Here is a 21,218-nt window from a genome sequence, read left to right as displayed (position 1 = left end):
AGACAATGATCCGGCCCCTGACATTCGAGAAGATCAAGGCCGGCTAATGAAGTTCAAGATCGAACGAGCCGATGTGGCCATCGTCGGCGCCGGCTTCACCGGCCTGTCGGCCGCGCGTGAATTGAACCACGCCGGCATCGATGTCGTGCTGCTCGAAGCCCGCGACCGTGTCGGCGGCCGCGTCGAAGCCGTGCAGAACGGGCTCGGCGAGCGGATCGACAGCGGCGGCCAGTTCCTGTGCGAAGACATGCCGGAATTAATGGCGCTGGTGCGAGCGCGCGGCAAGACATTGGTCGAGACCCATGTCGCAGGCGAATTCGTCACGCAGCCGCGAATGAGCGAGGCGCAAGCCGGGCGCACTTACGGCACCGCGATGCGAATGCGCGAGCGGATGAATGCGATCGCACCGACCGACCCGACCATTGTCGGCTTGACGGTCGCGGCATGGCTCGATCGCCAGGCCGATCCCGACGATGCGAAGGCCGCCTTTCGGTCGATGATCGAGGGCCTGTGGTGCCTGGCAATGGAAAGGCTGCCGCTGTGGTACTTGATCGACAATGATCGCCGCATCACCAACGAGGTGTCGGAGCTGCAGTATTTCGTGGGCGAAACCATGCATTCGCTAGCGGATGATCTTGCGCGGGATATCGGCGATCGACTGCGGCTGAATACAGCTGTCGAGGCCATTGAGCACGGGCCGGGAGGGGTTCGCGTCGTTTCGCCGGCCGGCGCGATCGAGGCACGAGCGGTACTGGTCGCCGTACCGCCGATGATGGCCTCGAGAGTGGATTTCGTGCCGCCGCTGCCGGCTGTGCTGAAGAGAGCCCTCGGCGTCTGGCAAAGCGGCGCGGTGATCAAAATGCTGGTGCGCTACCCCAAGGCTTTCTGGCGCGACAGGGGCTTGAGCGGCATGGTGATGTGGCGCGACCCGCACGGGCTTTTTGCCTGCGATGCCAGCAGGGACGAGGATCACGCAGCCCTTGTCGTCTTCATCGGCGGGCCGCTGGCGCAGCGCTGGCGGGATCTGGACGACGCGGCGTTGCGCGCAAAGGTGACGTCAAAGCTGGAAGAGGCGCTCGGTATCGAGGCGGCCGGCATCATCGATCTCAGTTATCGCGACTGGACTGCGGATCGCTGGAGCGGCGGCGGTTACAGCGATCTGATCGTCGATGCGACGGCAACCGATGCCGAACGCATTATCCGCGCCGGCGCGTCGCGGATCCATTTCGCCTCGTCGGAGCTGTCGCCATCATTTCCGGGCTACGTCGAGGGCGCCATCGTCGCCGGCCGCATTGCTGCGCTAAGAATTATTCAGTCTGCCATCGCCAGCAGAGCCTCGGGGTCATAAGCGAGGCGGATCAAGGTGCCGAGCGCATCGACGCGCATTGCCACGAGCTCGGCCTGCTGGTCCGGCCACTGATCAACATGCGCGTGATGTCGCCGCCATTGATCATCACGCGCGACCAGATCGACGACATGGTGTCGATCCTGCGCGAAGGCATTTCGCGCACGATGGACGATCTGCGCCGCGAAGGTGCCTGGCGGGGATAGGCGTTTATCGCCGGCAATCTCGCCATTGCTGACAACGATCGTCCGCGCCTACGATGTCCGGCAGGGGCCTCGATCGCCTGTCTCTGGCCGCATCTCTGGGGAAACAAAGCATTGATGACCTATCGGGCCTGTTCGGCCTCGCCGGTAAAACCGCCTTAATTTCCGGATTGAGCCGCGGCATTGGTCGGCCGCTGGCAACGTGGGCGAGGTCGATGAACTGGGCGGTGCCGCGATCTTCCTGGTTTCCGACGCGTCGAGCTTCATGACCGGCCAGATGATCTATGTCGACGGCGACATGACCGGACCCGTATGAGCGTGACTGTCGCTGTCGGGCGCATGGAAGATCGGTCGGCCTCGGGCCCGCCCCGCAAAAGGCAGGGCTCGTCATTTGCACACTCTTATCTTCACCGCTAAGCTTCTCTGGCTGGGGTATTTTCCTCAGATCACATTCGCCATCCCAAGGATATCATGACACCCGACACAGCAACGCGCGAACAGTTCGCCATCGATCTCGCGCGGCGCGCCGGCGCGCTCGGCCTGAAGTATTTTCGCGACCTCGACAGCCTCGCCATCGAGAGCAAAGGTCATCAGGACATGGTCTCGCAGGCTGACCGTGAGGTCGAGCTGTTCATCCGTGCGGCAATGAAAGCCGCCTACCCGACCGATGGAATTGTCGGCGAGGAGCATGCCTCGGTCACCGGATCGAGCGGGCATGTCTGGGTGATAGATCCGATCGACGGCACCGCGAACTTCGTGCGGGGCATCCCGGCCTGGTGCGTGGTCATCGCCTGCGCCAAGGACGGCGACACTGTCGTGGGTGTCATCCACGAGCCCTCTACCGGCGAAACGTTCCATTGCCGCAAGGGCGGCGGCGCTTTTCTCAACGGCAAGCCGATCAGGGCAAGCGCGGCCACCAGCCTGACCGACGGCTCGTTGGGCACCGGCTTTTCCAACCGCGCCGAAATGCAAAACGTCGCAACGCTCATCGGCTTGCTGTTTTCAAAAGGCGGCGTGTTTTTCCGTAACGCATCCGGCGCGTTGATGCTCGCCTATGCGGCCGCCGGCAGGCTGCTCGGCTATGTCGAAGAGCATATGAACGCCTGGGACTGCCTGGCAGGCATGCTGCTGGTGGAAGAAGCCGGCGGCACGATCGTCAAGCCCGACCCAAAGACGGTTCTGGAAAACGGCGCGCTGGTGATTTGCGCCGGCAGCGGTGTGTTCGCCCAGGTCCGCCAGCTCTGCGTGCAATCCTTCAAGCTTTGATCAGAACCGGTCCGCGCTCCGGAAAGCCGATGCCGACGCTGTCGCCTGCCTGAAACGGCGCATCGATGTTGTGCGATATTGCAAACACCTGGCCGTGCGGCGTGGCGATGACAAGCTCGAGATGGCTACCGATATAGGTGACCTTTTCCAGCCTGCCCGCGATCGTCCGTGGTGCACCGGCAGGGCCGATCTCGATGCGGCTCGGACGGACGGCCAGCTTCGCCGGGCCGACCAGCTGGCCTCGCGCCGGCAGTTTCAAGGCCAGCGAACCCAGCCGGACGGCAGCTTCATCACCTTCTACCGAAACCACCTCGCAATCGAGGATATTGGCTTCGCCGATGAAGTCGGCGACGAAAGCGTTGGCCGGTGCGTCGTAGAGTTCGCGTGGCGTGCCGTCCTGTGCGATCACCGCTTTGTTCATGACGATGATACGATCCGAAACCGCCAGCGCCTCTTCCTGGTCGTGTGTGACATAGACCACCGTCAGCCCGAGCTTGATCTGGATTTCCCTGATTTCCTCGCGCACGTGCCGGCGCAGCTTGGCGTCGAGATTTGACAGCGGCTCGTCGAACAGCAGCACTTGCGGTTCGAGCACCAGCGCGCGTGCCACCGCCACGCGCTGCTGCTGGCCGCCAGACAGTTCGCTGGGCAGGCGCGCCTCGAGACCGGTCAGGCCGACCAATTCCAGCCCGGCATGGGCGCGCGATGCGGCCTCCTTCTTGTCATGGCCGGAGAAACGCAAGCCATAGGAGACGTTCTCCATCACCGTCATGTGCGGAAACAGTGCATAGGACTGGAAAACCATGGACACGTCGCGGTCGGTGGCGGGCAGGCGGGTGACATCTTTGCCGCCTATCAGAATGCGGCCGCTGGACGGCATTTCAAGGCCGGCGATCATGCGCAGCGTCGTCGTCTTGCCGCAGCCGGAGGGCCCGAGAAGCGTCACCAGCTTGCCGGCTTCGATCGCAAGCGAGATGTCGTCGACCGCCGGCATGCTGGCGCCCGGATATGTCTTGGTGACATGGTCGAAGGTTACCGAGGCGGCATTGCTGCGAATTTCGGCCATCACCCGGCTCCTGCTATTGTGGTCGGGCCGCCGGCCGTTCCGGGCAGGCTGACATTGGTGCGCACGCTCCAGCCGCCGTCGCCCTGCTGGATGCCGCGCCGGCCGATATTGCGGCTGCCGACAAGCAGCTGCATCAAGCCGATTACCATCAGCATGACGACGATCAGCACCGTCGAATAGGCGATGGCGATGCCGTATTCATTGTTCTCGACACGTCCAACGATGTAGCTGGTCGAGAGATCGTAGCGCGCGCTGACCAGAAAGATGACGGCGCTGATCGCGGTCATGGCGCGCACGAAGGAATAGACGAGCGCCGCCAGCATTGCCGATCTCAGCAAAGGCAGGATGACGCGCCTGAAGGTCTGCCACGAGTTGGCGCCAAGCGTCAGCGAGGATTCATCCAGGCTACGGTCGATCTGCGACATCGAGGCGACGCCGGCGCGCACGCCCACCGGCATGTTGCGGAAAATGAACGACAGTACGAGGATGATGCCGGTCCCGGTCAGTTCGATCGGCGGCACGTTGAAGGCAATGATGTAGCTGACGCCGATGACGGTTCCCGGAATCGCGAACGAGAGCATGGTCGCAAATTCGAAGGCGTTCTTGCCGCGGAAATTCTGGCGGACCAGAAGATAGGCGGTCAGAAGCCCGATCCCGGCCGTCAGAGGCGCCGATATCAGCGCGATCTCCATGGTCGTCCAAAAGGAGCTCCATGCCGAGCCCGACCAGTGGATGCCGAATTCGTTCCAGCCGACGGAGAACGCCTTCCGGTAGTGCTCCAGTGTCAGGCTCTGGTCGACCCCCCACAGCTTGACGAAGCTGCCATAGAAGATCACCGCGTAGACCACTACGGTGAATGCCGTCCACAGTCCGGCGATGACATAGAGCGCGTATGTCAGCCCGGCAGGCAAGCGCGGATGGACGCCGGCGTCGCCCTTGCCGGTGACGGTGGTGTAAGAGCGCCTGCCGATCCAGAAGCGCTGCGCATAAAAGGCGCCGAGCGTGAAGGCCAGCAGCACCAGCGCCAGGATCGCGGCAAGTGCCGCATCGTTCTGCGCGCCGACAATGGCAAAGAAGATTTCTGTCGACAGCACGTCGTAATTGCCGCTCAGCACCAGCGGATTGCCGAAATCGGCCATGCTCTCGATGAAGCCGAGCAGAAAGGCGTTGGCAAGGCCCGGCCGCATCAGCGGCAGGGATACGGTCCAAAAGGTCTGCCAGCGGCTGGCTCGGAGCGTCTGGGAGGCCTCTTCCATGGACGGGCTGACGCCTTCGACGACGCCCATCAGCACCAGGAAGGCGATCGGCGTGAAGGCGAGAACCTGGGCAATGAGCAGGCCGGGAAGTCCATATACCCAGCGTGTCGGCTGGAAACCGAAGAGACCGGCCACGCTCTGCGTCACTGCCCCTGACAGTCCGAACAACAAGATGATGGCAAGGCCGATGACGAAAGCCGGCGTGATGATCGGCAACACGGTCAGGGCGCGGAGCAGCTTGCCGTGGCGGAAACCGGTACGGGTCACGACCAGCGCGAACACCAGCCCCAGAAACATGGTCAGCAGGCCGACGAGCACGGCCAGCAGCAGCGAATTCCAGGCCACGCCGCAGCGGCTGCCGCCGGCAAGACAAGCCAGGCTCCACAGCCGCGAACTGAACAGCTTGGCCAGGAACGCGACAGGCGAGTAGCCGCCGTCGTCGGTCTGCATGGCATTGGCCAGCATCATCAGGATCGGCATGAAGATGAAAATGGCAACCATGGCGACGACAAAGCCGATCGAGCCGACGACGAAGACGTCGCCAGAGACGGCGCCGCGCGCGGCAACACCCAGGGTGAAAAGGAACAGAAAGGCACCGCTGACCAGCAAGGCGCCGTAGCCCATGCCGAATTGGCGGTCGCCAAGTTCGCCGAACAGGCTGGTGAGCCAGCCGAATTGCCAACCGCGCAGCCCGATGGCGAAGCCCTGGAACAACAGCCAGCCAAATCCGGCGGCGCCGACAATGATCAGCAGCCGGCTGAAAACCGGATCGGATTTGGTGCGGCCCCACAGAAGCAGCGGCACCGCCAGCAGCAGGCCGAGCGGCGCCAGCCACAGTTTCTCGCCCTTGAGGGCCAGAACCAGTGCCGGCGCGAATTCGCTGTCGGACGGGTAACCGTCGAACAGCCAGGAAAAGCCGAAGAACCCGTCCTCGATGCCGTACCAGGGCAGCACGGCAAACCCCAGCCATCCGACCGCCATCCAAAGGACGGCGACCGGTTCAATCGGCCAGCGGGTTTCGCGGAAGCGCATCTGCTATTGCGGCAGCGATGCGACCTCCTCGTCCCATTTTTTCAGCAGCCGCTTCCGCTCTTCGCTCGAGCCGTACTTCTTGAAGTCGTAGTCGATCAGCTTGATGGTGGAGAGGTCGGGCGCCTTGTCGGAGGTTTTTGCCGCCTTGTTCGACGGAACCTGGAACGACCCCGCCTTTTGCGCCATGGACTGGACGTCGGCCTCGAGCGCCCAGTCGTAGAATTTTTTCGCAGCCTCCAGGTTCCGCGCCCCCTTGATGATCGATTCCGAGCCGATCTCGTAGCCGGTTCCCTCGCAAGGGGTGACCGGAACGATCGGGAAACCTGCGACGACCTGCGACACGGCGTCGTGGATGAAGACGATGCCGATGGTGGTCTCGCCGAGACCAGCGGCCTTGATCGGCGCCGAACCCGACTTGGTGTACTGGTTGACGTTCTTGTGCAGGGCTTTCATGTATTCGAAACCCTTGTCCTCACCAAACAGCTGAACGATGGTCGCCAGCATATTGTATGCGGTCCCCGAGGAATTGGGGTTGGCGACCTGGATGTGCCCCTTGTATTCGGGCTTGATCAGATCGGCCCAGCATTTCGGTTCGGGCAGATTGTTCTTGGCCAGCAAATCCTTGTTGTAGCCGAAGCCCAGCGCACCCGAATAGATGCCGACCGTGCGGTAGCCGGACGTTTCCGCCTGCTTGATCGCCCAGGGCTGCAACTGGTTGAGCAGCGGCGATTTGTATTCCACTGTCAGGCCCTCCTCGGCTGCCTGCAGATGCGGATCGCCGGTGCCGCCCCACCAGATGTCTGCCTTTGGGTTGGCGGCCTCGGCGCGCAATTGCGCATAGATTTCGCCAGCGCTCTTGCGGGTCATATTGACGGTGATGCCGGTCTTCTCCTCGAACGCCCGCGCCGTCTGCTGGCACCAGACCTCGTCAACGCCGCAATACATGGTCAGGCTTTCGGCGGACGCCGATGACGACGCGGCCCACATACCGGCGGCGAGGATGCCGGCGCCGAGAATTGCCCTTTTTATCATGTTGAAATTCCTCCCTAAGTTATTTGCCGACTTATGAAACCCAGATACGCGGAAAATTCAAGTTGGAAGGGTACGGCCGCCTTTGCGCCTTTCGCCGACTTCCCGCTCGATATGTTCGACAGGTTGATGCGGATCAATCTTTGCAGTCACCTGGCCGATCGTCCAGCGCTGCTGAACATCCTCAGACGATGGCCCGGTCCCAGCCGCCATAATGCGCAGCGCTGCGCGTGCCGCGCGGCAGGCTGAGCCCGACCAGCAGCGCTCCGATCGCCAGATTGGCGAGGCTCGCGGCCGCGCCGCCGGCGAGGATGAACGGAGAGAGGGCAATCCAGGCTCCAAGCGCGATGTTCAGAAAGCGGACGGCGCGCGCCACTTCGGCCATCGCAGTAACGGCGATCATGATGATGAGGCAACCGGTGACATGATCGCTAAGGTAGAGCGGCGGACTTGTGCCGAAGACAAGCGGCGTGATCATCAGCAGGGCGCCGGCGAGCGTGCTGGCGACAAGGGTCCACGGGAAGTTCACACCGCCGGTGATGAAGTCCCGCGCCACTGCCGATAGCGACCGGTCGAGATCCGGCGTCGGCGTCTGGTCCTCCGAAAGCGCCGGGCCGCCGCACCAGAATGTGCGCCAGAACGGCTCTCCCGCCTGTTTCGCACGCCAAAGATACTGGCAGCTCGCCAGCACCTCGTCCACCGAATAGGGGATGAGCACGACCGTGACGGCGGCCTGGACGATGCAGAGCGTGCACAGCGCCCCGATGAGCGGTGGCTGGATGATGATGAAGCCGACGCTGACCACACCGAGCGGAACGACCAACAAACCGAACAAAAGCACTATCCACGGCATGGTGCGCCAGCGGCGGCGATCGCCGATCGCGCCCGCGAGGATATCCAGCGCATAGGCAAAGGCGCCCAGCCCGGCATCGGCGATCGGAAAACCCTTGGAGACCCAGGAGGTGACCACCGCCTCGCTGCCATTGCCGGCCGGCGTTTCGCCCGGGCCGAAGAACGGATCCCAAAGACTGTCGATGTGCCCTAGCTGATAGGCAGCGAGATAGCGCGAGACGAACAGGCCGACAAAGGCGAGGCCGATTATGGGAATGCGCTGGGTGAAGAGGGAGGGCGAATAGCTCCAGCCGAGCGGGCGGTCGTCATCGGCGGCAAGGGCACGCCGGCTGATACCCGGCGTCGGCGGGATCATCACCGCGAACGCGACGATCAGCATGCCGGCCAACGTGTCGGTCGCGTAGGCTCCGGCGCTGGTGGTCCAGAACAGCAGCGGCGCGAACATCACCCAAACCCCGATCGAGGCGGTGATCCATTGCAGCCCGTGCCAGCGCCGGCGCATGCCGACAAGCGCCAGCGACAGGATGGCGAGGCCGGATACAATCTCACTGATGCCGAGCCTGCCGTCGCGCGTCTCCGGCGAGGCGATCTCATGTCCGAGCGCCGGCGGAATCGGTGCTGAAGCGGGATCGAACAGGCCGAGCGTGAAGGGCGACGCCACGAGCCACAGCCCGATCGCAACGTTGGTCAGCGGCGCCCAGAGCGTTGCGGCCCGGTGGCGTTCGGTTTCCGCCTCGACCTCGTCGTCCGAGCGCTCGAGCGGGCGCTGCAGCCGTTCGGCGGCCTGGTCGAGCTCGGGCGCGGAAGCGGCGACCGCCGACGGTTCAAGCTTGTTCTTCTTGTACCAGTCGGTAGGATCCGCCTTCAGCCGCCGGATCATTTCCGGCAAGGTAGCGGTCAGGCTGTGTCGCGGGTTCCAGCCAAGCAGGCGCCTGGCGCGGGAGATGTCGATCTCGTAGTGATCGTCAGCGTTCTCGATCATCCATGGCTTGATGTCGGTCTCCTGGTCGAGAACCTTCTCCTGCATCCAGGCGCCGAGCTTCGTCACCTCTTTCGGCAGGGACAGGGTCCGCCAGGTCTCGCCGTGCAGGAGCTGCCCGATCTGCTTCTGCATCTCGTCGTAGGACGGCGTCTCTTCTTCGCCGATCAGCAGTACGGTCTCGTTGGGAAGCGCGCTGCGCCGGTCGACGGTGCGGACCACGGCGTCGACGAGATCGTCCAGATGCAGGTAGGGCTGGCCGGTGGTGATGTCGCCGGTGAAAAGATAGGCGGTCGGCATGCGCTCGAAAATGCGGGCGATCTGCTGGGCGATAAAGGCCGCGTGACAATTCTCGTCATAGACGCCCGCCAGTCGCAGGATCGCAACCTTGACGTGGCCGTGCTCTTTCAGGATCAGCGTCTCGGTCTCAGCCTTCGATCTCGGATAGGCCCAGGCCGGATCGATCGGCGATCGCTCGTCGATCCTGGCGCCCTTTGCCGGGCTCGGCGCATGCACCAGCAACGTGCTCGAAAACACGAACTGCTCCGTCTCGAGCCCTCTCAGCGCGTTCAGCAGCCGGCGCGTTCCCTCGACGGTCACCGCGCCGTATTTCGGATTATCCTCGCCGGTCGTGTCGTAATAAGCCGCGAGATGGATCACCGAGGCAACGCGGCCGCCGCTCCGCTCGCGCACCTCGGCCAGTGCCTTCGCCACGCTCGCGTCCGAGGTAAGGTCGATCTCGATCGTCTCGACGCCGGGCAAGGATCGTCTGGCAACATCAAGGCCGATGATGTCGTAGCGCTCCATCAAGCCGCGAGCGATGGCTTGGCCCAGAAACCCGCTGCTGCCTGTGATCAGGACGGTGGGACGGGTTTTGCCGGTCATGGCGAATCTCCTTGGCGATAGCCGGGTAGAAGAAGCCGAATGCTTCGGTCGCACACTCGGAACCATGTTCGTTGAGAACGGTTCCCGATGAGGTAGCACCACAGAATGGGTGCGCGCGGCGATCCGTCAGACCGACGGCCATTCGTGCCGGCGGATTGCGTTCGTGCACAAGTGCAGGACTCCCATTGGTCTACCGGCCGCGAAGGGAAGCGACCAGAATGTCGATCAGCAGCTTGCCGCAGCGACGATCCGGATCGCGGTCGGGATCATAGATCGTCACCTCCATCCCAATCACGCGTGGATCGTTGCACCATGTGCGAAGGGCTTCGACAGCTTCGTCGGGCAAGACACCGCCGGCCTCCGGCGAATCGACAGCCGACATGATCTCGCTGTCCAGCACGTCGACATCGAAGTGAACGAATACACCCTCGACGTCCTGCCCTGCGACCGCGTCAAGCGCTATGCGTGCCGCATCGGCGAAGCCGCGCCGCCGCACTTCAGCCAAATCCATCCGGTGAACATCGGTGTCGAAGACGGCCTTGGACGTGTAAGTCGCGGGGTCCTGCACATCGCGATAGCCAAACGCGACTACGTCGGCCTCACGGACCAAAGGAGTGTGCTCGCCGAAATCGGTCAGGAGCGTCGGGCCATGGCCGGTCACGAAGGCCAAATCCATGCCCGCGGCTCCCTTTGACGGCGAGGTATCCGGCAATTTGAAATCGGTGTGCCCATCGAAGAAGATAAGGCCGTAGCGGCCACGACGCCGTAGCGCGAGCGCAGGGCCAAGCAACACACTGCAATCGCCGCCGAGCATGAGCAGGAACCCTCCCGAGTTCAGCTCCTCGTCGACCGCTTCGGCAAGCGTCTTGGAATACTGGCGCAGGGCCTGGGCATTGCGCACGCCCGTCGCAGGATCCACCTCAGGCCGATAAAGCGGAGCCCGAACCGAGCGCAACGGACCGGCGCCCAAACGGTCGGCGAGACCAAGCGATTGAAGTGCCTCCGGCGCCTTCCACACGCCGGGCTCCGGCTCACCCTCCTGCGGCATCAGCCCAAGATTAGAGGGCGCGCCGAGCAAAGCGATATGTCTCGTCTGCGTGGTGGCTCGCGGCATTGTCGTGCTGGCAGTTGAGGTCATGATCAGAGTTCCCCGCGTTATGGGCGATACGCATCATGCTCAAGAAGCAGGCTGCGCTTTCCTGACCGGTCTCCCGCTGCCCTTGCCGCCGAGTATCTCCGGTCGGTGTCACGCGTCGGGCAGCATTGCGAGCGACGAGTATTGCTCGTTCAGCGCCACCGTGTCGTCAGCGGTGATTTCGAAGTCGATGTTGTCCCGCGGATGCAGGCTCTGGTTCGCCTTGGGCAGCGGCGTTGTCCCGCGCTGCCGGGGCAGAGCTCGATACCGGTCGTTTGGGCCATATCGGATTTCCAGGAGGCGAACTGCCGTCTTTGAACTATGCGTGGTGCGCGCGCGTTCTGGCGGCCTTCTGCGCCGCCGCCTTCCTTCCGCTGGCGCCTTTCGTCTCGGCGGCCTTCTTGGCGGCGGCCGAGCGCTCCTCAGCCGTCCGGCGCGAGGCCGCACGCTTCGCCTGCTGCGCCAGCGCCGCGTGCGACGCCGTGCTCTTCGGCTCGTGCTCGAGCACCTTGGAGACGGCTTTCGAGACCCGCGGGCGGCGTTTCGGCGTGCGTTCACCCTGGCCGGCCTCATAGGCGTATTCGGCGCTTTTGCGCGTGCTCTCCTTCACCTTGCCCTTTTTGGGCGGGGGCAGGTCTACGCCTGCGCGTCTTGCCTCGGAAAGCCCGATGGCGATGGCCTGCTGGGTCGAGCGCGCGCCGTGCTCGCCGCGGCGGATTTTATCGATCTCCTCGTGCACGAACTCGCCGGCCTGTGTGCTCGGCGATTTGCCCTCGCGCTTGTCCTTTCGGGCCTTCTCGATGGTTTTCTTGTCCGGCATTGTCTTTCTCCCACATGCGGGTTGCGACAGCCATTCGGGTTGCAGCTGCGCGCGGTCTTATGAGGATCATAACGCGTTGAGGACGCAAATGATCCCGGCACTGATGATCCAAGCCCCAGCTGTCAGGACGTCGACGCCGATCTGTCCGAAATCAGATGGCGCAAGAACCATCGGCTCGCCAGACCCGCGACTTCGTCCAGGGCGCCGGGCTCCTCGAACAGGTGCGTCGCGCCAGGGACGATGGCGAGCTCCTTCTCGCAGTGGAGCGCCGCCAGCGCCGAGCGGTTGAGCGCGATCACCTGCTTGTCCGCGCCTCCGACGACGAGCAAGGTCGCCGCCCGGACGCGCGGCAGGGCGAGCGCTGCAAGATCGGGCCGGCCACCACGCGAAACTACGGCCGCGGCCTGGTCGGGCCGCTCGGCCGCCGCCACCAGGGCGGCACCGGCGCCCGTGCTCGCGCCGAAATAGCCAAGACGCAACCCCGACGTGTCCGGCGAGGCGCCGAGCCAATCCGTGACGCCGACCAGCCGGTCGGCGAGCAGTCCGATATTGAAGCGCAACTCGGCCGTGACCTGGTCGATCCGCTCCTCTTCGGCCGTCAACAGGTCGATGAGGAAGGTGGCGAGGTTCGCCTCGTTCAGCCTTTCGGCCACGTGGCGGTTGCGCGGGCTGTGGCGGCTGCTTCCGCTGCCGTGGGCGAAGAGCACAAGGCCGCGAGCATCCGGGGGCAACGAAAGATTGCCCTCAAGCGTGACAAGCCCCGCGGGAACATGCACGACGTGCTCGCTATCCCGGTCCATATCCACCTCCGCTATGTCGATCTGGTGCCAGGCGCCGGACCCGCGCTCGCGCGCCCAGCCAATTCCTCTTCGCAAGCGGCAGGCTTGTGGGAAGCCGCAGGCTTGGGCACGGACCTGGCGAGGAGCGCGCGGACCTCTTCATCGCTCGTCTGCGAGAAATCCACGTACCAGCGCCCGACACCCAGCAATGGCTCTGGTGTCGTCGCGCAAACGACCTCGTCGGCGTCCGCCCGCATCGCGTCGCAAGTGTCGGGGCTACCGACGGGAACGGCCGCGACAATATGGGCGGCGTGGTTTTTTCGCAGCGCCTTGATCCCGGCCCGCATGGTCGATCCGGTCGCAAGCCCGTCATCCACGAGGATAATGGTTCGTCCATTCAACTGCGGTGGGGGTCGCCCGTCCCTATAGAGGTGCTCGCGGCGCAGAAGCTCTTTTTCCTCCTTTGCAGCGACCGCGTCGATGACATGTGGCGGGATCGCGAGACCGTTGACGATTTCGTCGTTCAGGACACGTACACCTGAGGGCGCGATCGCCCCCATGGCCAGTTCCTCGTGACCGGGGACGCCGAGCTTGCGCACGACGAAGACGTCGAGCGGTGCCTTGAGTGCCTGCGCGACCTCGTAGCCGACCGGCACGCCGCCTCGGGGCAGCGCCAATACGATCACATCGTCGCGGCCGGCAAAGCGAACGAGTTCCCCGGCGAGTTGCCGCCCGGCCTCGCGGCGATCTGAAAAGATGATAGCCATGACCTTCAATCCGCGTGCATCTGTTTCCCGGTGGATGTTTTTTCACCAGCCTGCGGCCACATTCCGTGGGATGGCTGCGGCACCGGTACCATTTTGGAACTCGCTCGCTGCCTGGACGTTCCAAGAATAGTTTCGATCGCGAGGTGCCGGCACCGGCACGCGGCTCAGCGCGGATCGGGAAGATCGAAGATAGTGATCCGTACATGCCTCGTCCGGCCAGCTGGCAATCTAGCGATGCGTGGCAGCAGGCGCGTTTGGCGGCTTGTTGCCTCAGCAATCAGGGAAAGGAATATCCCATGCAAGTTCAGGAGATCATGAGCCGTCGGACCGAACTGGTCGGCCCGAACACGACAATCAGGGATGCCGCCCGGAAAATGCGGGCCGACAATCTCGGCGCCCTTCCGGTCGGCGAGAATGACAGGCTGGTCGGCATGGTGACGGACCGCGACATCGTGATGCGCGGCGTCGCCGAGGAGCGCTCAGCCGGCAACACGACCGTTCGCGAGGTCATGTCCGAGCATGTCTATTGGTGCTTCGACGACGCCGATATCACCGATGCGGCGAAGATCATGGCCAAGCATCAGGTGCGTCGTCTTCCGGTGATCAATCACGACAAGCGCCTCGTCGGCGTCATTGCCCTGGCCGACCTCGGGCGGACCGATGAGGAAGCCGCCAAGATCGCTCTCGAAGGCGTTTCCGAGGCGACGGACGATCCCCGGCGCTAGACGCTCGCCTGGGCGGTTGCCGCCGTGCTCGCCGTTCTTCTCCATCTGGGCTGAACGCCGCCTGCTCAGGCAGCCTTCAGTTTGGCAACTATCGCGCTTTCACTTCTATGCGGCGTGTCTTGTCCTTTGCAGCGGGGTTCTTCGGAAGCTCGACAACCAAAACGCCGTTCCTGAAAGTGGCCTGCACCTTGTCGGCATCGATCTCCGCTTCCAGTGGGATGGTCCGCTGAAACCGGCCATAACTGCGTTCGCTGTAGGTGCGGCCGCCTTCGCCTTCCTTGTGCTCCGAACGCTTCTCGCCCGTAATAAAGAGGGTGTTTTCGCGCAGCTTGAGCTCAACGTCCTTCTGCTCGAGCCCCGGCAATTCGGCGGTGACCTTATAGGCTTGGTCTGTTTCATGTACGTCGACGCTCGGCCAAAGATCGCCGGCCGTAGTCGCTTCGGCCATCGGCGCGAAGAAGTCGTCGAACAGGCGGTCAATCTGCCGGTGGAATGACGTGAGCGGGTCGCGCGCGGATGGATAGAGGCTGCGCGATGGCGTCCGGGGCGCCAAATCGTGATGTGCCATGGTTCTTCTCCTGTTTTTTGTGTCTGCATCACTCGTCACCATGTGATCGGCGACGGCAAACAAAACTCGTCCACCCATGAGGATGTTCCGAGTGCCGGCCAAGAAAGGTGGTCGAAAAACAGCGGCAAAAGCCGGCCCGAATTCCCTCATGACGGGACCTCCGACAATAAATGCGCATCAGGACATGCGCGTCGGGGAACAACGGGCAGGTACGGCTGTTTGGTCACATCACCTAGTCGGATTTGAACGGAAGGAGGATTTCGATGAATGCCACCGGACTCGACGTATTCGACAAGACACTGCAGACCACGAACATCTGGCTCGACGAGATCATGGACGAGATTGGACCGGATCGGCAGGTCGCCTGGCACGTTCTCGGAGCGGTGCTGCACGCCCTGCGCGACCGTATGCAGCCGGATCTTGCAGCCCACCTCGGCTCGCAGCTGCCGATCCTGGTGCGCGGCGCCTTCTATGACCAATATCAGCCTTCCAAAGCTCCCGAGAAGATGCGGTCGCTCGACGAGTTTCTGGCCAAGATCAAGGCGGAGCTGGAATTTACCCGTCCGGTCGATTCCAAGGATGCATTCAGGGTCGTGTCCAAGGTGCTCGCCCATCACGTCGGAGAAGGACAGATGCACAAGGTCTGGGAATCCCTGCCAGGCGAGATAAGACGAGTCGCCGAAGCTCAGCAAGCGGCGTGAACGGCGCAGGCGCGGGCTTCTCGGTCGCAACCTCCTTGGGGAAATAGCAATGCCACTCACCCTTATCAGCCCGGCGTTCCGGGCAGGCGGAAGACTTCCCGAAAAATATGCGCGTGACGGCCAGAACGTCTCGCCGCCGCTGAAGTGGTCCGGTGTCCCGGATGGTACCAAGAGCCTTGTTCTTGTCGTGCGGGATCCCGATGCACCAAGCGGGATTTTCGGGCACTGGGCGGTGTTCAACATCCCGCCGGATGCCGGGGGACTAGCCGAGGCCGAAGACGGCAAGCCCGGCCCGTCGGCACTCAGGCAAGGCACCAACGATTTCGGCAATGCGTATTACGATGGTCCGCAGCCGCCTGCAGGGCACGGCGTCCACCATTACCACTTCCTGCTGGCCGCGCTCGATGTGCCGAGCCTCAGCGTACCAGGAAAGGCGGGCGTGCATCAGGTCTGGAAGCAAGCCCAGAAACACGCATTGGAGGAGACGGAGCTGGTCGGAACCTACGAACGGCCGGCGTGACGCGGGCCGTGTCGGTCGCCGCCTTCACAATGTAATCTGGGCAAGCGGTTTTCGGGCAGGGCCGTGGATGACCGAACCGTCGGCGGCGAAGATCGAGCCGTGGCAGGGACAATCCCAGGTGTGGTCCGCATTGTTCCAGGTTACGGTGCAGCCCTTGTGGGTGCAAATCGCCGAAACCGCCTGGAGTGCGCCTTCGGTGTCTCTCCACGCCGCAATCTTTTCGTCTCCCCTGACGATCACGCCACCCATGCCAGGCGCAATGTCGTGGGTGCTCGAGACGATCGATTGACTGCGGCCGTTCTTGTGGAAGTCCTCGGGATAGGGCCGGGCCGGATCGTAGAGTTTTTGCCATGGGCTTGGGCGGCCGCAGATCAGGTCGGCGATCATCGCGCCCACGGCCGTCCCGTTGGTGATGCCCCAGGCGTTGAAGCCCGTGGCAATGTGGAAGCCGGCGGCCTTGGCGGGATCGGGCTCGCCGGCATATGGAATCCTGTCGGCCGTATCATAATCCTCATTGCACCAGCGCCACGCGACGTCGCCGACCGGAAGGTTCTTTCTCGCCCATTTTTCCAGTTCGACAAACCGCCTCGCCACGTCGCCGTCCCAGCCGGTGTTGAACTTGGGGCCGAGCGTGACCAGCAGTGGACCTTCGGCATCACGGCCCGTCCGGATGGAATGCGTCGGGTCGTCGATGCCGATGAACATGCCGTCGACAGTAAGGGGATCATCGATCCGAAAGGCCATGGCGGTGTGGCAGCGCGGTTGCGTCCGGTTCGCCATGCCGACGGGGCTCTTCACCGTCATGTTGGTGGCGACGACGACGTGCCCGGCATCAACGGCGCCGCCATCGGTGACGACGCGCCAGCGGCTTGCCTCGTCGATCGAGGTGGCGCGGCTGTTTTCGAAGATCCGACCGCCACGGGCCGTCACCGCTTCCGCCAGGCCAACCAGATACATCGCCGGGTTGAACTGCGCCTGGTCGGGGAACCGTAATGCCGCGGCCGTTTCGAAAGGCAGCGGCGCGCGGTCGAGGAGATCGGCCTCCAGCCCGACATGGCGCGCGGCCTCCGCCTCGGCCGCGACCTCCGCGCGCCGGCTTTCATCGCAGGTGTAGCTATAGGCGTCCTTGCTCTCGAGATCGCAGGCGATGGCGTACTCGCGAACCCAATCGCGGATCTGTTTGGCGCCGGCGGAATTCGCATCGGCATAGGTCCGCGCCAGGTCCCGGCCGAAGGTGTCGATGAGATGACGATAGATCAGTGCATGCTGCGTGGTGATCTTGGCCGTCGAGCGGCCGGTTACCTGTCCGCCCGTGCGCAGGCCTTCGAGGACGACCACCGACCGGCCCGCCTCGCAAAGCCGAAGCGCCGTCGTTAGCCCGACAATTCCAGCACCCACGACTACGGCGTCCGCACGGATTGGACCTTCGAGCTGGGGATAGTTCGTGGAGGCGGCTGCCGCCACCCAACAGCTTCCCGGTTTTCCCAAGAGAATGGCCATTTCAACCGCGCCCCTTGCGTCTCCATGCACTTCCATCGACAACCGCGCCGGCGGAGGAACGTTCCCGAGCTTGGTCGCTTTCAATCATTGTCTCGCCACCCCGGGTTAGAAAAGCACCGGGAAGGTGCGAGGTGCAGGCCATCACCCAGGTGATCGCCTCGCGGTCGTATTCGTCGCCGGAGCGCCAGTCCTCGAAGAAGGCGTTCAGCCTATCGACACGCCCCGGCCAGATACCGGCGGCCTGCAGGCCGAGCGAAACGCCGTAATTGGTGAAGGCGAACTTGGTATCGCGCAGCCATGGCGCGCGGCTGAAATAACCGGGCGGGTCGACCCACATCGTTTCCAGAGTTCGCAGCGAACGCCTCGTCTGGGCCTCGGCCCACGGCTCGTCGGGAAAGAAATGGGCGAGCCACAGCATCATGCCGAGGCCGAGGTCCTGGTCGATGTCGAGGCTGCGCCAATCGCGCTCCATCAGGTCACGCATCTGCGCGATCTCGGGCGCCAGTTCCTCGTCGTCGAGCATTCGGTAAGAGACGTAGCCGTCATAGGCATCCATGCTGCCGAGGCCGTAGCCGGGGTAAGGACCGCTCAAATCCTCCTGCATCTTCCAGATCACGCCGCGGCCGGGGACCACAAACGCCGGGTGAATGTCCCGCGCCAGCGTAATGCCGCGCTTGCGGTATTCCGGCTTCAGATCGCCGAGACGCGCCAGGGCGAACAGCCACATCGCCAGATAGTGGAAATACTGGCCGTCGCGATCCGCCGCTTCGCCGATCCTCAGTCCGCGCCGGCGGCCGAGCATACGCTCGACATCGGCCACCAGCCGCTCGGCTTCGCCCAGCCAGCGCTCTTCGCCAGTTTCCGCATAAAGCGAGACGTAGAGCACGACCCCGAATGCATCGGTCCACAGATATCGCAAGCCGTTGGGCCAGATGCCTTCGCCGCGCATCCAGTCGAGTTTTTGCAGGACATAATCGACGTCACGCAGCATCGTCACGCAGCATCGCGCCAAGCCCCGAACTGGCAGAGCCGGCCCGTGTTCGGTGTCCCGCGATTGTGAGCATGCAGAATTTCGAGCATGTCTCTCCTCGTCCGGTTGATCTATCGCGAAACGATCTGATCGGCGGCGGGTTCCTTGGCCATCTCGGCAAGGACAGATGGCGCGGCATTCCCGGGGCGGCGTAGGCGAGATAACCAAGACTGGTCGAGTGCGATACACCCGCACTCGCAGCCAGGATTGTTTCAAGAAGCGATCTCATGACGACGCGCAAAGGAAGGCAAAAAGGTGACGCCGTTCAAGCGAAAAGCTATCAAATTCGACTGATCCTCGGTGTCGGCAAGCCGCAAATGTGGTCAATTGCCTCCGTACATGACCTTCGGGAGCCAGACGACGATTGAGGGGAACACGATGCACAGTCCCACTCCGATCGCCTGCAGGCACAAGAAGGGGACTGCGGATCGAAAGATCGTCGCCATCGAGATCTCCGGCGGCGCAACGCTCTTCAGATAGAACAGCGAATAGCCGAAAGGCGGGCTAAGGAACGCCATCTGCATGTTGACCATGAAAATGACACCATACCACAGTGGCACGTCTTCAGGAGCCACACCGGCCAGCCCAAACGTGCCGCCGAATTCGAGTGTCTTTAGGATGGGCAGAAATATCGGTACGGTGAGAAGGAGAATGCCCACCCAGTCCAGAAACATGCCCAGGACGAACAGAATGATCATCATCAGAACAAGAACGCCGTAAGGCGCCAAGCCTGTTCCGAGTATCGATTCGGCTACGAAGTTCTGCCCACCTTTCAGGATAAAGAAACCGACGAACATGGTGGCGCCGAAGAATATCCACATGACCATCGCCGTGGCCTTGAGCGTCGCGACACAGGCCTCCCGGATCGTGTCCCAGGTCAGGCGCCGATGTGCGGCGCAGACGATGAAAGCCCCGAACGTACCGATGCCGGCGGCTTCGACCGGCGTGGCAATGCCCATGAAGATGACCCCGAGCACAAGCAGGATCAGCAGTATCGGCATGAACGTCCGGCGCAAAAGCTTGAGTTTTTGGGCGAAGTCAATGCGCTCGTTCGGCGGCAACGCCGGGCCGAGTTTGGGGTCGATGTAACAGCGCGCCGTCACGTAGGCGACATACATCCCGGACAGCAGCAGCCCGGGAAATACCGACCCGATCAAAAGCTCGCCCAGCGACTGCTGCGCCACGACGGCATAGACGATCGCCATGACGGAAGGGGGTATGAGAATGCCAAGGTCCCGCCAGCAAGAAGCGAGCCGCAGGCGAGCTTGGCGTCGTAGTTGCGGCGCAGCATGGCCGGGAGCGCGATCATGCCCATCGTCACTTCCGTCGCCCCGACGACACCGACCATCGCGGCCAGCAGCGTGCAGGAGATCACCGTGGCCGATGCGAGCCCGCCTTTGAGTCCGCCCAGCCATTTGTAGACGACATCGAACAGCTCCTCGATGATGCCCGCCTTCTCGAGAATCGCGGCCATGAAGATGAAAAGCGGCACCGCCGAGAGCTGATAATCCGTCATGAACGGGAAGACCCGAGACGGCAGCATGTTCAGCATGGCCGAATTGCCGAACAGAAAGAGGAAAAGCACGGCAAGGCTGCCGGTGCAAAAGGCCATCGGTAATCCGAGCAGCAAAAGTACGCCCAGACCCCCGAACATCAATATGCTGAGCCACAGGATCGGAAGCTCGAGGCCCATCGCTCAGCCGACCCTTCCAAATGCAGTGGCGATGTCTCGCATCAGCCGGGATAGGCCCTGAAGCAACAGGAGCGCTGCCCCGATGGGGATCGCGAGCTTTACCGGCCAGTATTGGATGCCCCATTCGGTGAATGAGCGTTCGCCAACAGCCGTGGCATCGCTCGCAAATCGCCATCCTGTGACCAGCATGGTGCCGGTGAACAAGAAGAAGAAGGCCGAGGTGATGATGTCGCAGACAGCACGACCGCGTTCGGAGAGATGGCTGTAGACGATGTCTACCCTGACATGCGTTTCGTCACGGTAGGCATAGGCGCCTGCCAGCATGTACTGGATGCCGAACATAAGAAACATGCTTTCATGTACCCAGTTGGTCGGTGAGTTGAAAACAAAACGGGCCACCACTTCGTAGTAGTACGCCACCACTGCGAGAACCGACCAATACGCGACGAACTCGCCCGTCACGCGTACCAGCCAGTCGACCGGCTGGAACAACGCGAGCGGTTGCTTGACGGGCGTGGCTGGCACATCGACTACGAGCGGATGGTCGGCCGCGGCGCGCTCGATCTCACGGGTGCGGGCGCGCCGCACAAGACCGGGTATTAGAAGGGCGTCGCCTGCGAGAGCGAGACCAAGCAGAAGTCCGGCAATTCGGCCGATGCTGTTGGCGCGCTCGAGCCCATGGGCGGCGGCGCTCAGATTATCGCGCGCCACCGTGGCGTCTGCCTCAGCTTTCGCCAGGCGATCGGCAGCGCCTTCTTTGCTGGCTGCGACATCTGCCTTGGCACGCGGCAACAGCCTTTCGGCGTGTTCGCTCTGGGATCGCGCGAGCGACACTGCCTCACGTCCGTCGCGTACCTGGGCGCTCGTCCAAAGCACTGCAATGAACAGCGGGATAAAAATGAATCCCCACCTGCTCTTCAGATAAAACCGGTGCATGCCGAGGAAGCCTGCAGTGACCAGGAACAGGTAGGCAAGAAAGAGATTTGGACGGCCGGCATCGCGCTGTGCCCGCTCGCGATGGACAAGGAAGACCGCAACGAGCGGGAAAAGCACGAGGCTTGACCAGT

General features: G+C 63.1%; 19 protein-coding genes and 2 pseudogenes. 8 read left to right on the top strand and 13 right to left on the bottom strand.

Annotated features, from left to right (window positions below):
- Positions 1–46 precede the first annotated feature (46 nt).
- The 4 genes and pseudogenes from NKJ73_RS19230 (at position 47) to NKJ73_RS19215 (ending at position 2,814) form a co-directional block, all read left to right on the top strand.
- Positions 47–1,348 carry a flavin monoamine oxidase family protein gene (locus NKJ73_RS19230; RefSeq protein ID WP_352570626.1) on the top strand — a complete coding sequence of 434 codons (1,302 nt, stop codon included), beginning with the start codon at positions 47–49 and terminating at the stop codon, positions 1,346–1,348.
- Positions 1,349–1,368: 20 nt separating this feature from the next.
- A pseudogene (locus tag NKJ73_RS19225) lies at positions 1,369–1,551 on the top strand (aspartate aminotransferase family protein); the annotation flags it as partial.
- Between the two features lie 166 nt (positions 1,552–1,717).
- On the top strand, positions 1,718–1,864 hold the full coding sequence (locus NKJ73_RS19220) for an SDR family oxidoreductase (RefSeq protein ID WP_502896713.1): 147 nt from the start codon (positions 1,718–1,720) through the stop codon (positions 1,862–1,864).
- Positions 1,865–2,019: 155 nt separating this feature from the next.
- Positions 2,020–2,814, top strand: a complete 795-nt coding sequence (locus NKJ73_RS19215) for an inositol monophosphatase family protein (protein WP_352570624.1) — start codon at positions 2,020–2,022, stop codon at positions 2,812–2,814.
- Here NKJ73_RS19215 and NKJ73_RS19210 read toward each other — a convergent pair.
- The 8 genes from NKJ73_RS19210 to NKJ73_RS19175 all read right to left on the bottom strand — a co-directional run bounded on the left by NKJ73_RS19210 (position 2,804) and on the right by NKJ73_RS19175 (position 13,414).
- Positions 2,804–3,880 carry an ABC transporter ATP-binding protein gene (locus NKJ73_RS19210; RefSeq protein ID WP_352570622.1) on the bottom strand — a complete coding sequence of 359 codons (1,077 nt, stop codon included), beginning with the start codon at positions 3,878–3,880 and terminating at the stop codon, positions 2,804–2,806. The genes NKJ73_RS19215 and NKJ73_RS19210 overlap by 11 nt on opposite strands.
- Positions 3,880–6,168 carry an ABC transporter permease gene (locus NKJ73_RS19205; RefSeq protein ID WP_352570621.1) on the bottom strand — a complete coding sequence of 763 codons (2,289 nt, stop codon included), beginning with the start codon at positions 6,166–6,168 and terminating at the stop codon, positions 3,880–3,882. The genes NKJ73_RS19210 and NKJ73_RS19205 overlap by 1 nt, the downstream gene beginning before the upstream one ends.
- A 3-nt stretch (positions 6,169–6,171) precedes the next feature.
- Complete coding sequence (locus NKJ73_RS19200) at positions 6,172–7,200, bottom strand: ABC transporter substrate-binding protein (RefSeq protein WP_352570620.1); 1,029 nt, start codon at positions 7,198–7,200, stop codon at positions 6,172–6,174.
- Positions 7,201–7,381: 181 nt separating this feature from the next.
- Positions 7,382–9,913, bottom strand: a complete 2,532-nt coding sequence (locus tag NKJ73_RS19195) for an NAD-dependent epimerase/dehydratase family protein (RefSeq protein WP_352570618.1) — start codon at positions 9,911–9,913, stop codon at positions 7,382–7,384.
- Between the two features lie 190 nt (positions 9,914–10,103).
- Entirely contained in the window at positions 10,104–10,991 is an 888-nt protein-coding gene (locus NKJ73_RS19190; RefSeq protein ID WP_352570617.1) for an arginase family protein, read from the bottom strand.
- Between the two features lie 376 nt (positions 10,992–11,367).
- Positions 11,368–11,868, bottom strand: a complete 501-nt coding sequence (locus NKJ73_RS19185) for a DUF6496 domain-containing protein (RefSeq protein WP_352480832.1) — start codon at positions 11,866–11,868, stop codon at positions 11,368–11,370.
- Between the two features lie 122 nt (positions 11,869–11,990).
- A complete protein-coding gene (locus NKJ73_RS19180) occupies positions 11,991–12,668 on the bottom strand; it encodes a dienelactone hydrolase family protein (RefSeq protein WP_352570616.1) in 678 nt (225 codons plus the stop codon).
- An 11-nt stretch (positions 12,669–12,679) separates the two neighbouring features.
- A complete protein-coding gene (locus tag NKJ73_RS19175) occupies positions 12,680–13,414 on the bottom strand; it encodes a phosphoribosyltransferase (protein ID WP_352570615.1) in 735 nt (244 codons plus the stop codon).
- Between the two features lie 296 nt (positions 13,415–13,710).
- On the opposite strand from NKJ73_RS19175, the gene NKJ73_RS19170 reads away from it, so the two are divergent.
- A complete protein-coding gene (locus NKJ73_RS19170; protein WP_023677862.1) occupies positions 13,711–14,139 on the top strand; it encodes a CBS domain-containing protein in 429 nt (142 codons plus the stop codon).
- Positions 14,140–14,227: 88 nt separating this feature from the next.
- Here the strand turns inward: NKJ73_RS19170 and NKJ73_RS19165 are convergent, their stop codons facing one another.
- Entirely contained in the window at positions 14,228–14,857 is a 630-nt protein-coding gene (locus NKJ73_RS19165; protein WP_352570614.1) for an Hsp20/alpha crystallin family protein, read from the bottom strand.
- 113 nt (positions 14,858–14,970) lie between these two features.
- Here NKJ73_RS19165 and NKJ73_RS19160 point away from each other — a divergent pair, with 113 nt between their 5' ends.
- The gene (locus NKJ73_RS19160) at positions 14,971–15,408 is read left to right on the top strand and encodes a DUF2267 domain-containing protein (protein ID WP_023677864.1); all 438 of its coding nucleotides are present in this window, start codon (positions 14,971–14,973) and stop codon (positions 15,406–15,408) included.
- 49 nt (positions 15,409–15,457) lie between these two features.
- Entirely contained in the window at positions 15,458–15,928 is a 471-nt protein-coding gene (locus NKJ73_RS19155; RefSeq protein WP_352570612.1) for a YbhB/YbcL family Raf kinase inhibitor-like protein, read from the top strand.
- A gap of 24 nt (positions 15,929–15,952) precedes the next feature.
- On the opposite strand, the gene NKJ73_RS19150 is transcribed toward NKJ73_RS19155, so the two are convergent.
- Positions 15,953–17,428, bottom strand: coding sequence for an FAD-dependent oxidoreductase (locus tag NKJ73_RS19150; RefSeq protein WP_352570611.1), 1,476 nt, complete (start codon positions 17,426–17,428; stop codon positions 15,953–15,955).
- 1 nt (position 17,429) lies between these two features.
- The gene (locus NKJ73_RS19145; RefSeq protein WP_352570639.1) at positions 17,430–18,419 is read right to left on the bottom strand and encodes a hypothetical protein; all 990 of its coding nucleotides are present in this window, start codon (positions 18,417–18,419) and stop codon (positions 17,430–17,432) included.
- A 71-nt stretch (positions 18,420–18,490) separates the two neighbouring features.
- On the opposite strand from NKJ73_RS19145, the gene NKJ73_RS19140 reads away from it, so the two are divergent.
- Positions 18,491–18,613 (top strand): hypothetical protein, encoded by a 123-nt coding sequence (locus tag NKJ73_RS19140; protein ID WP_352570610.1) that lies wholly within the window; start codon positions 18,491–18,493, stop codon positions 18,611–18,613.
- Between the two features lie 168 nt (positions 18,614–18,781).
- Here NKJ73_RS19140 and NKJ73_RS19135 read toward each other — a convergent pair.
- Positions 18,782–20,070 (bottom strand): annotated as a pseudogene (locus tag NKJ73_RS19135) (TRAP transporter large permease).
- A gap of 84 nt (positions 20,071–20,154) precedes the next feature.
- The gene (locus tag NKJ73_RS19130) at positions 20,155–21,204 is read right to left on the bottom strand and encodes a TRAP transporter small permease subunit (RefSeq protein WP_352570609.1); all 1,050 of its coding nucleotides are present in this window, start codon (positions 21,202–21,204) and stop codon (positions 20,155–20,157) included.
- Positions 21,205–21,218: the final 14 nt, after the last annotated feature.

It is taken from the genome of Mesorhizobium sp. M0074, assembly GCF_040322975.1.
Classification (GTDB): domain Bacteria; phylum Pseudomonadota; class Alphaproteobacteria; order Rhizobiales; family Rhizobiaceae; genus Mesorhizobium.
This window is presented reverse-complemented; position numbering and strand designations above follow the sequence as displayed.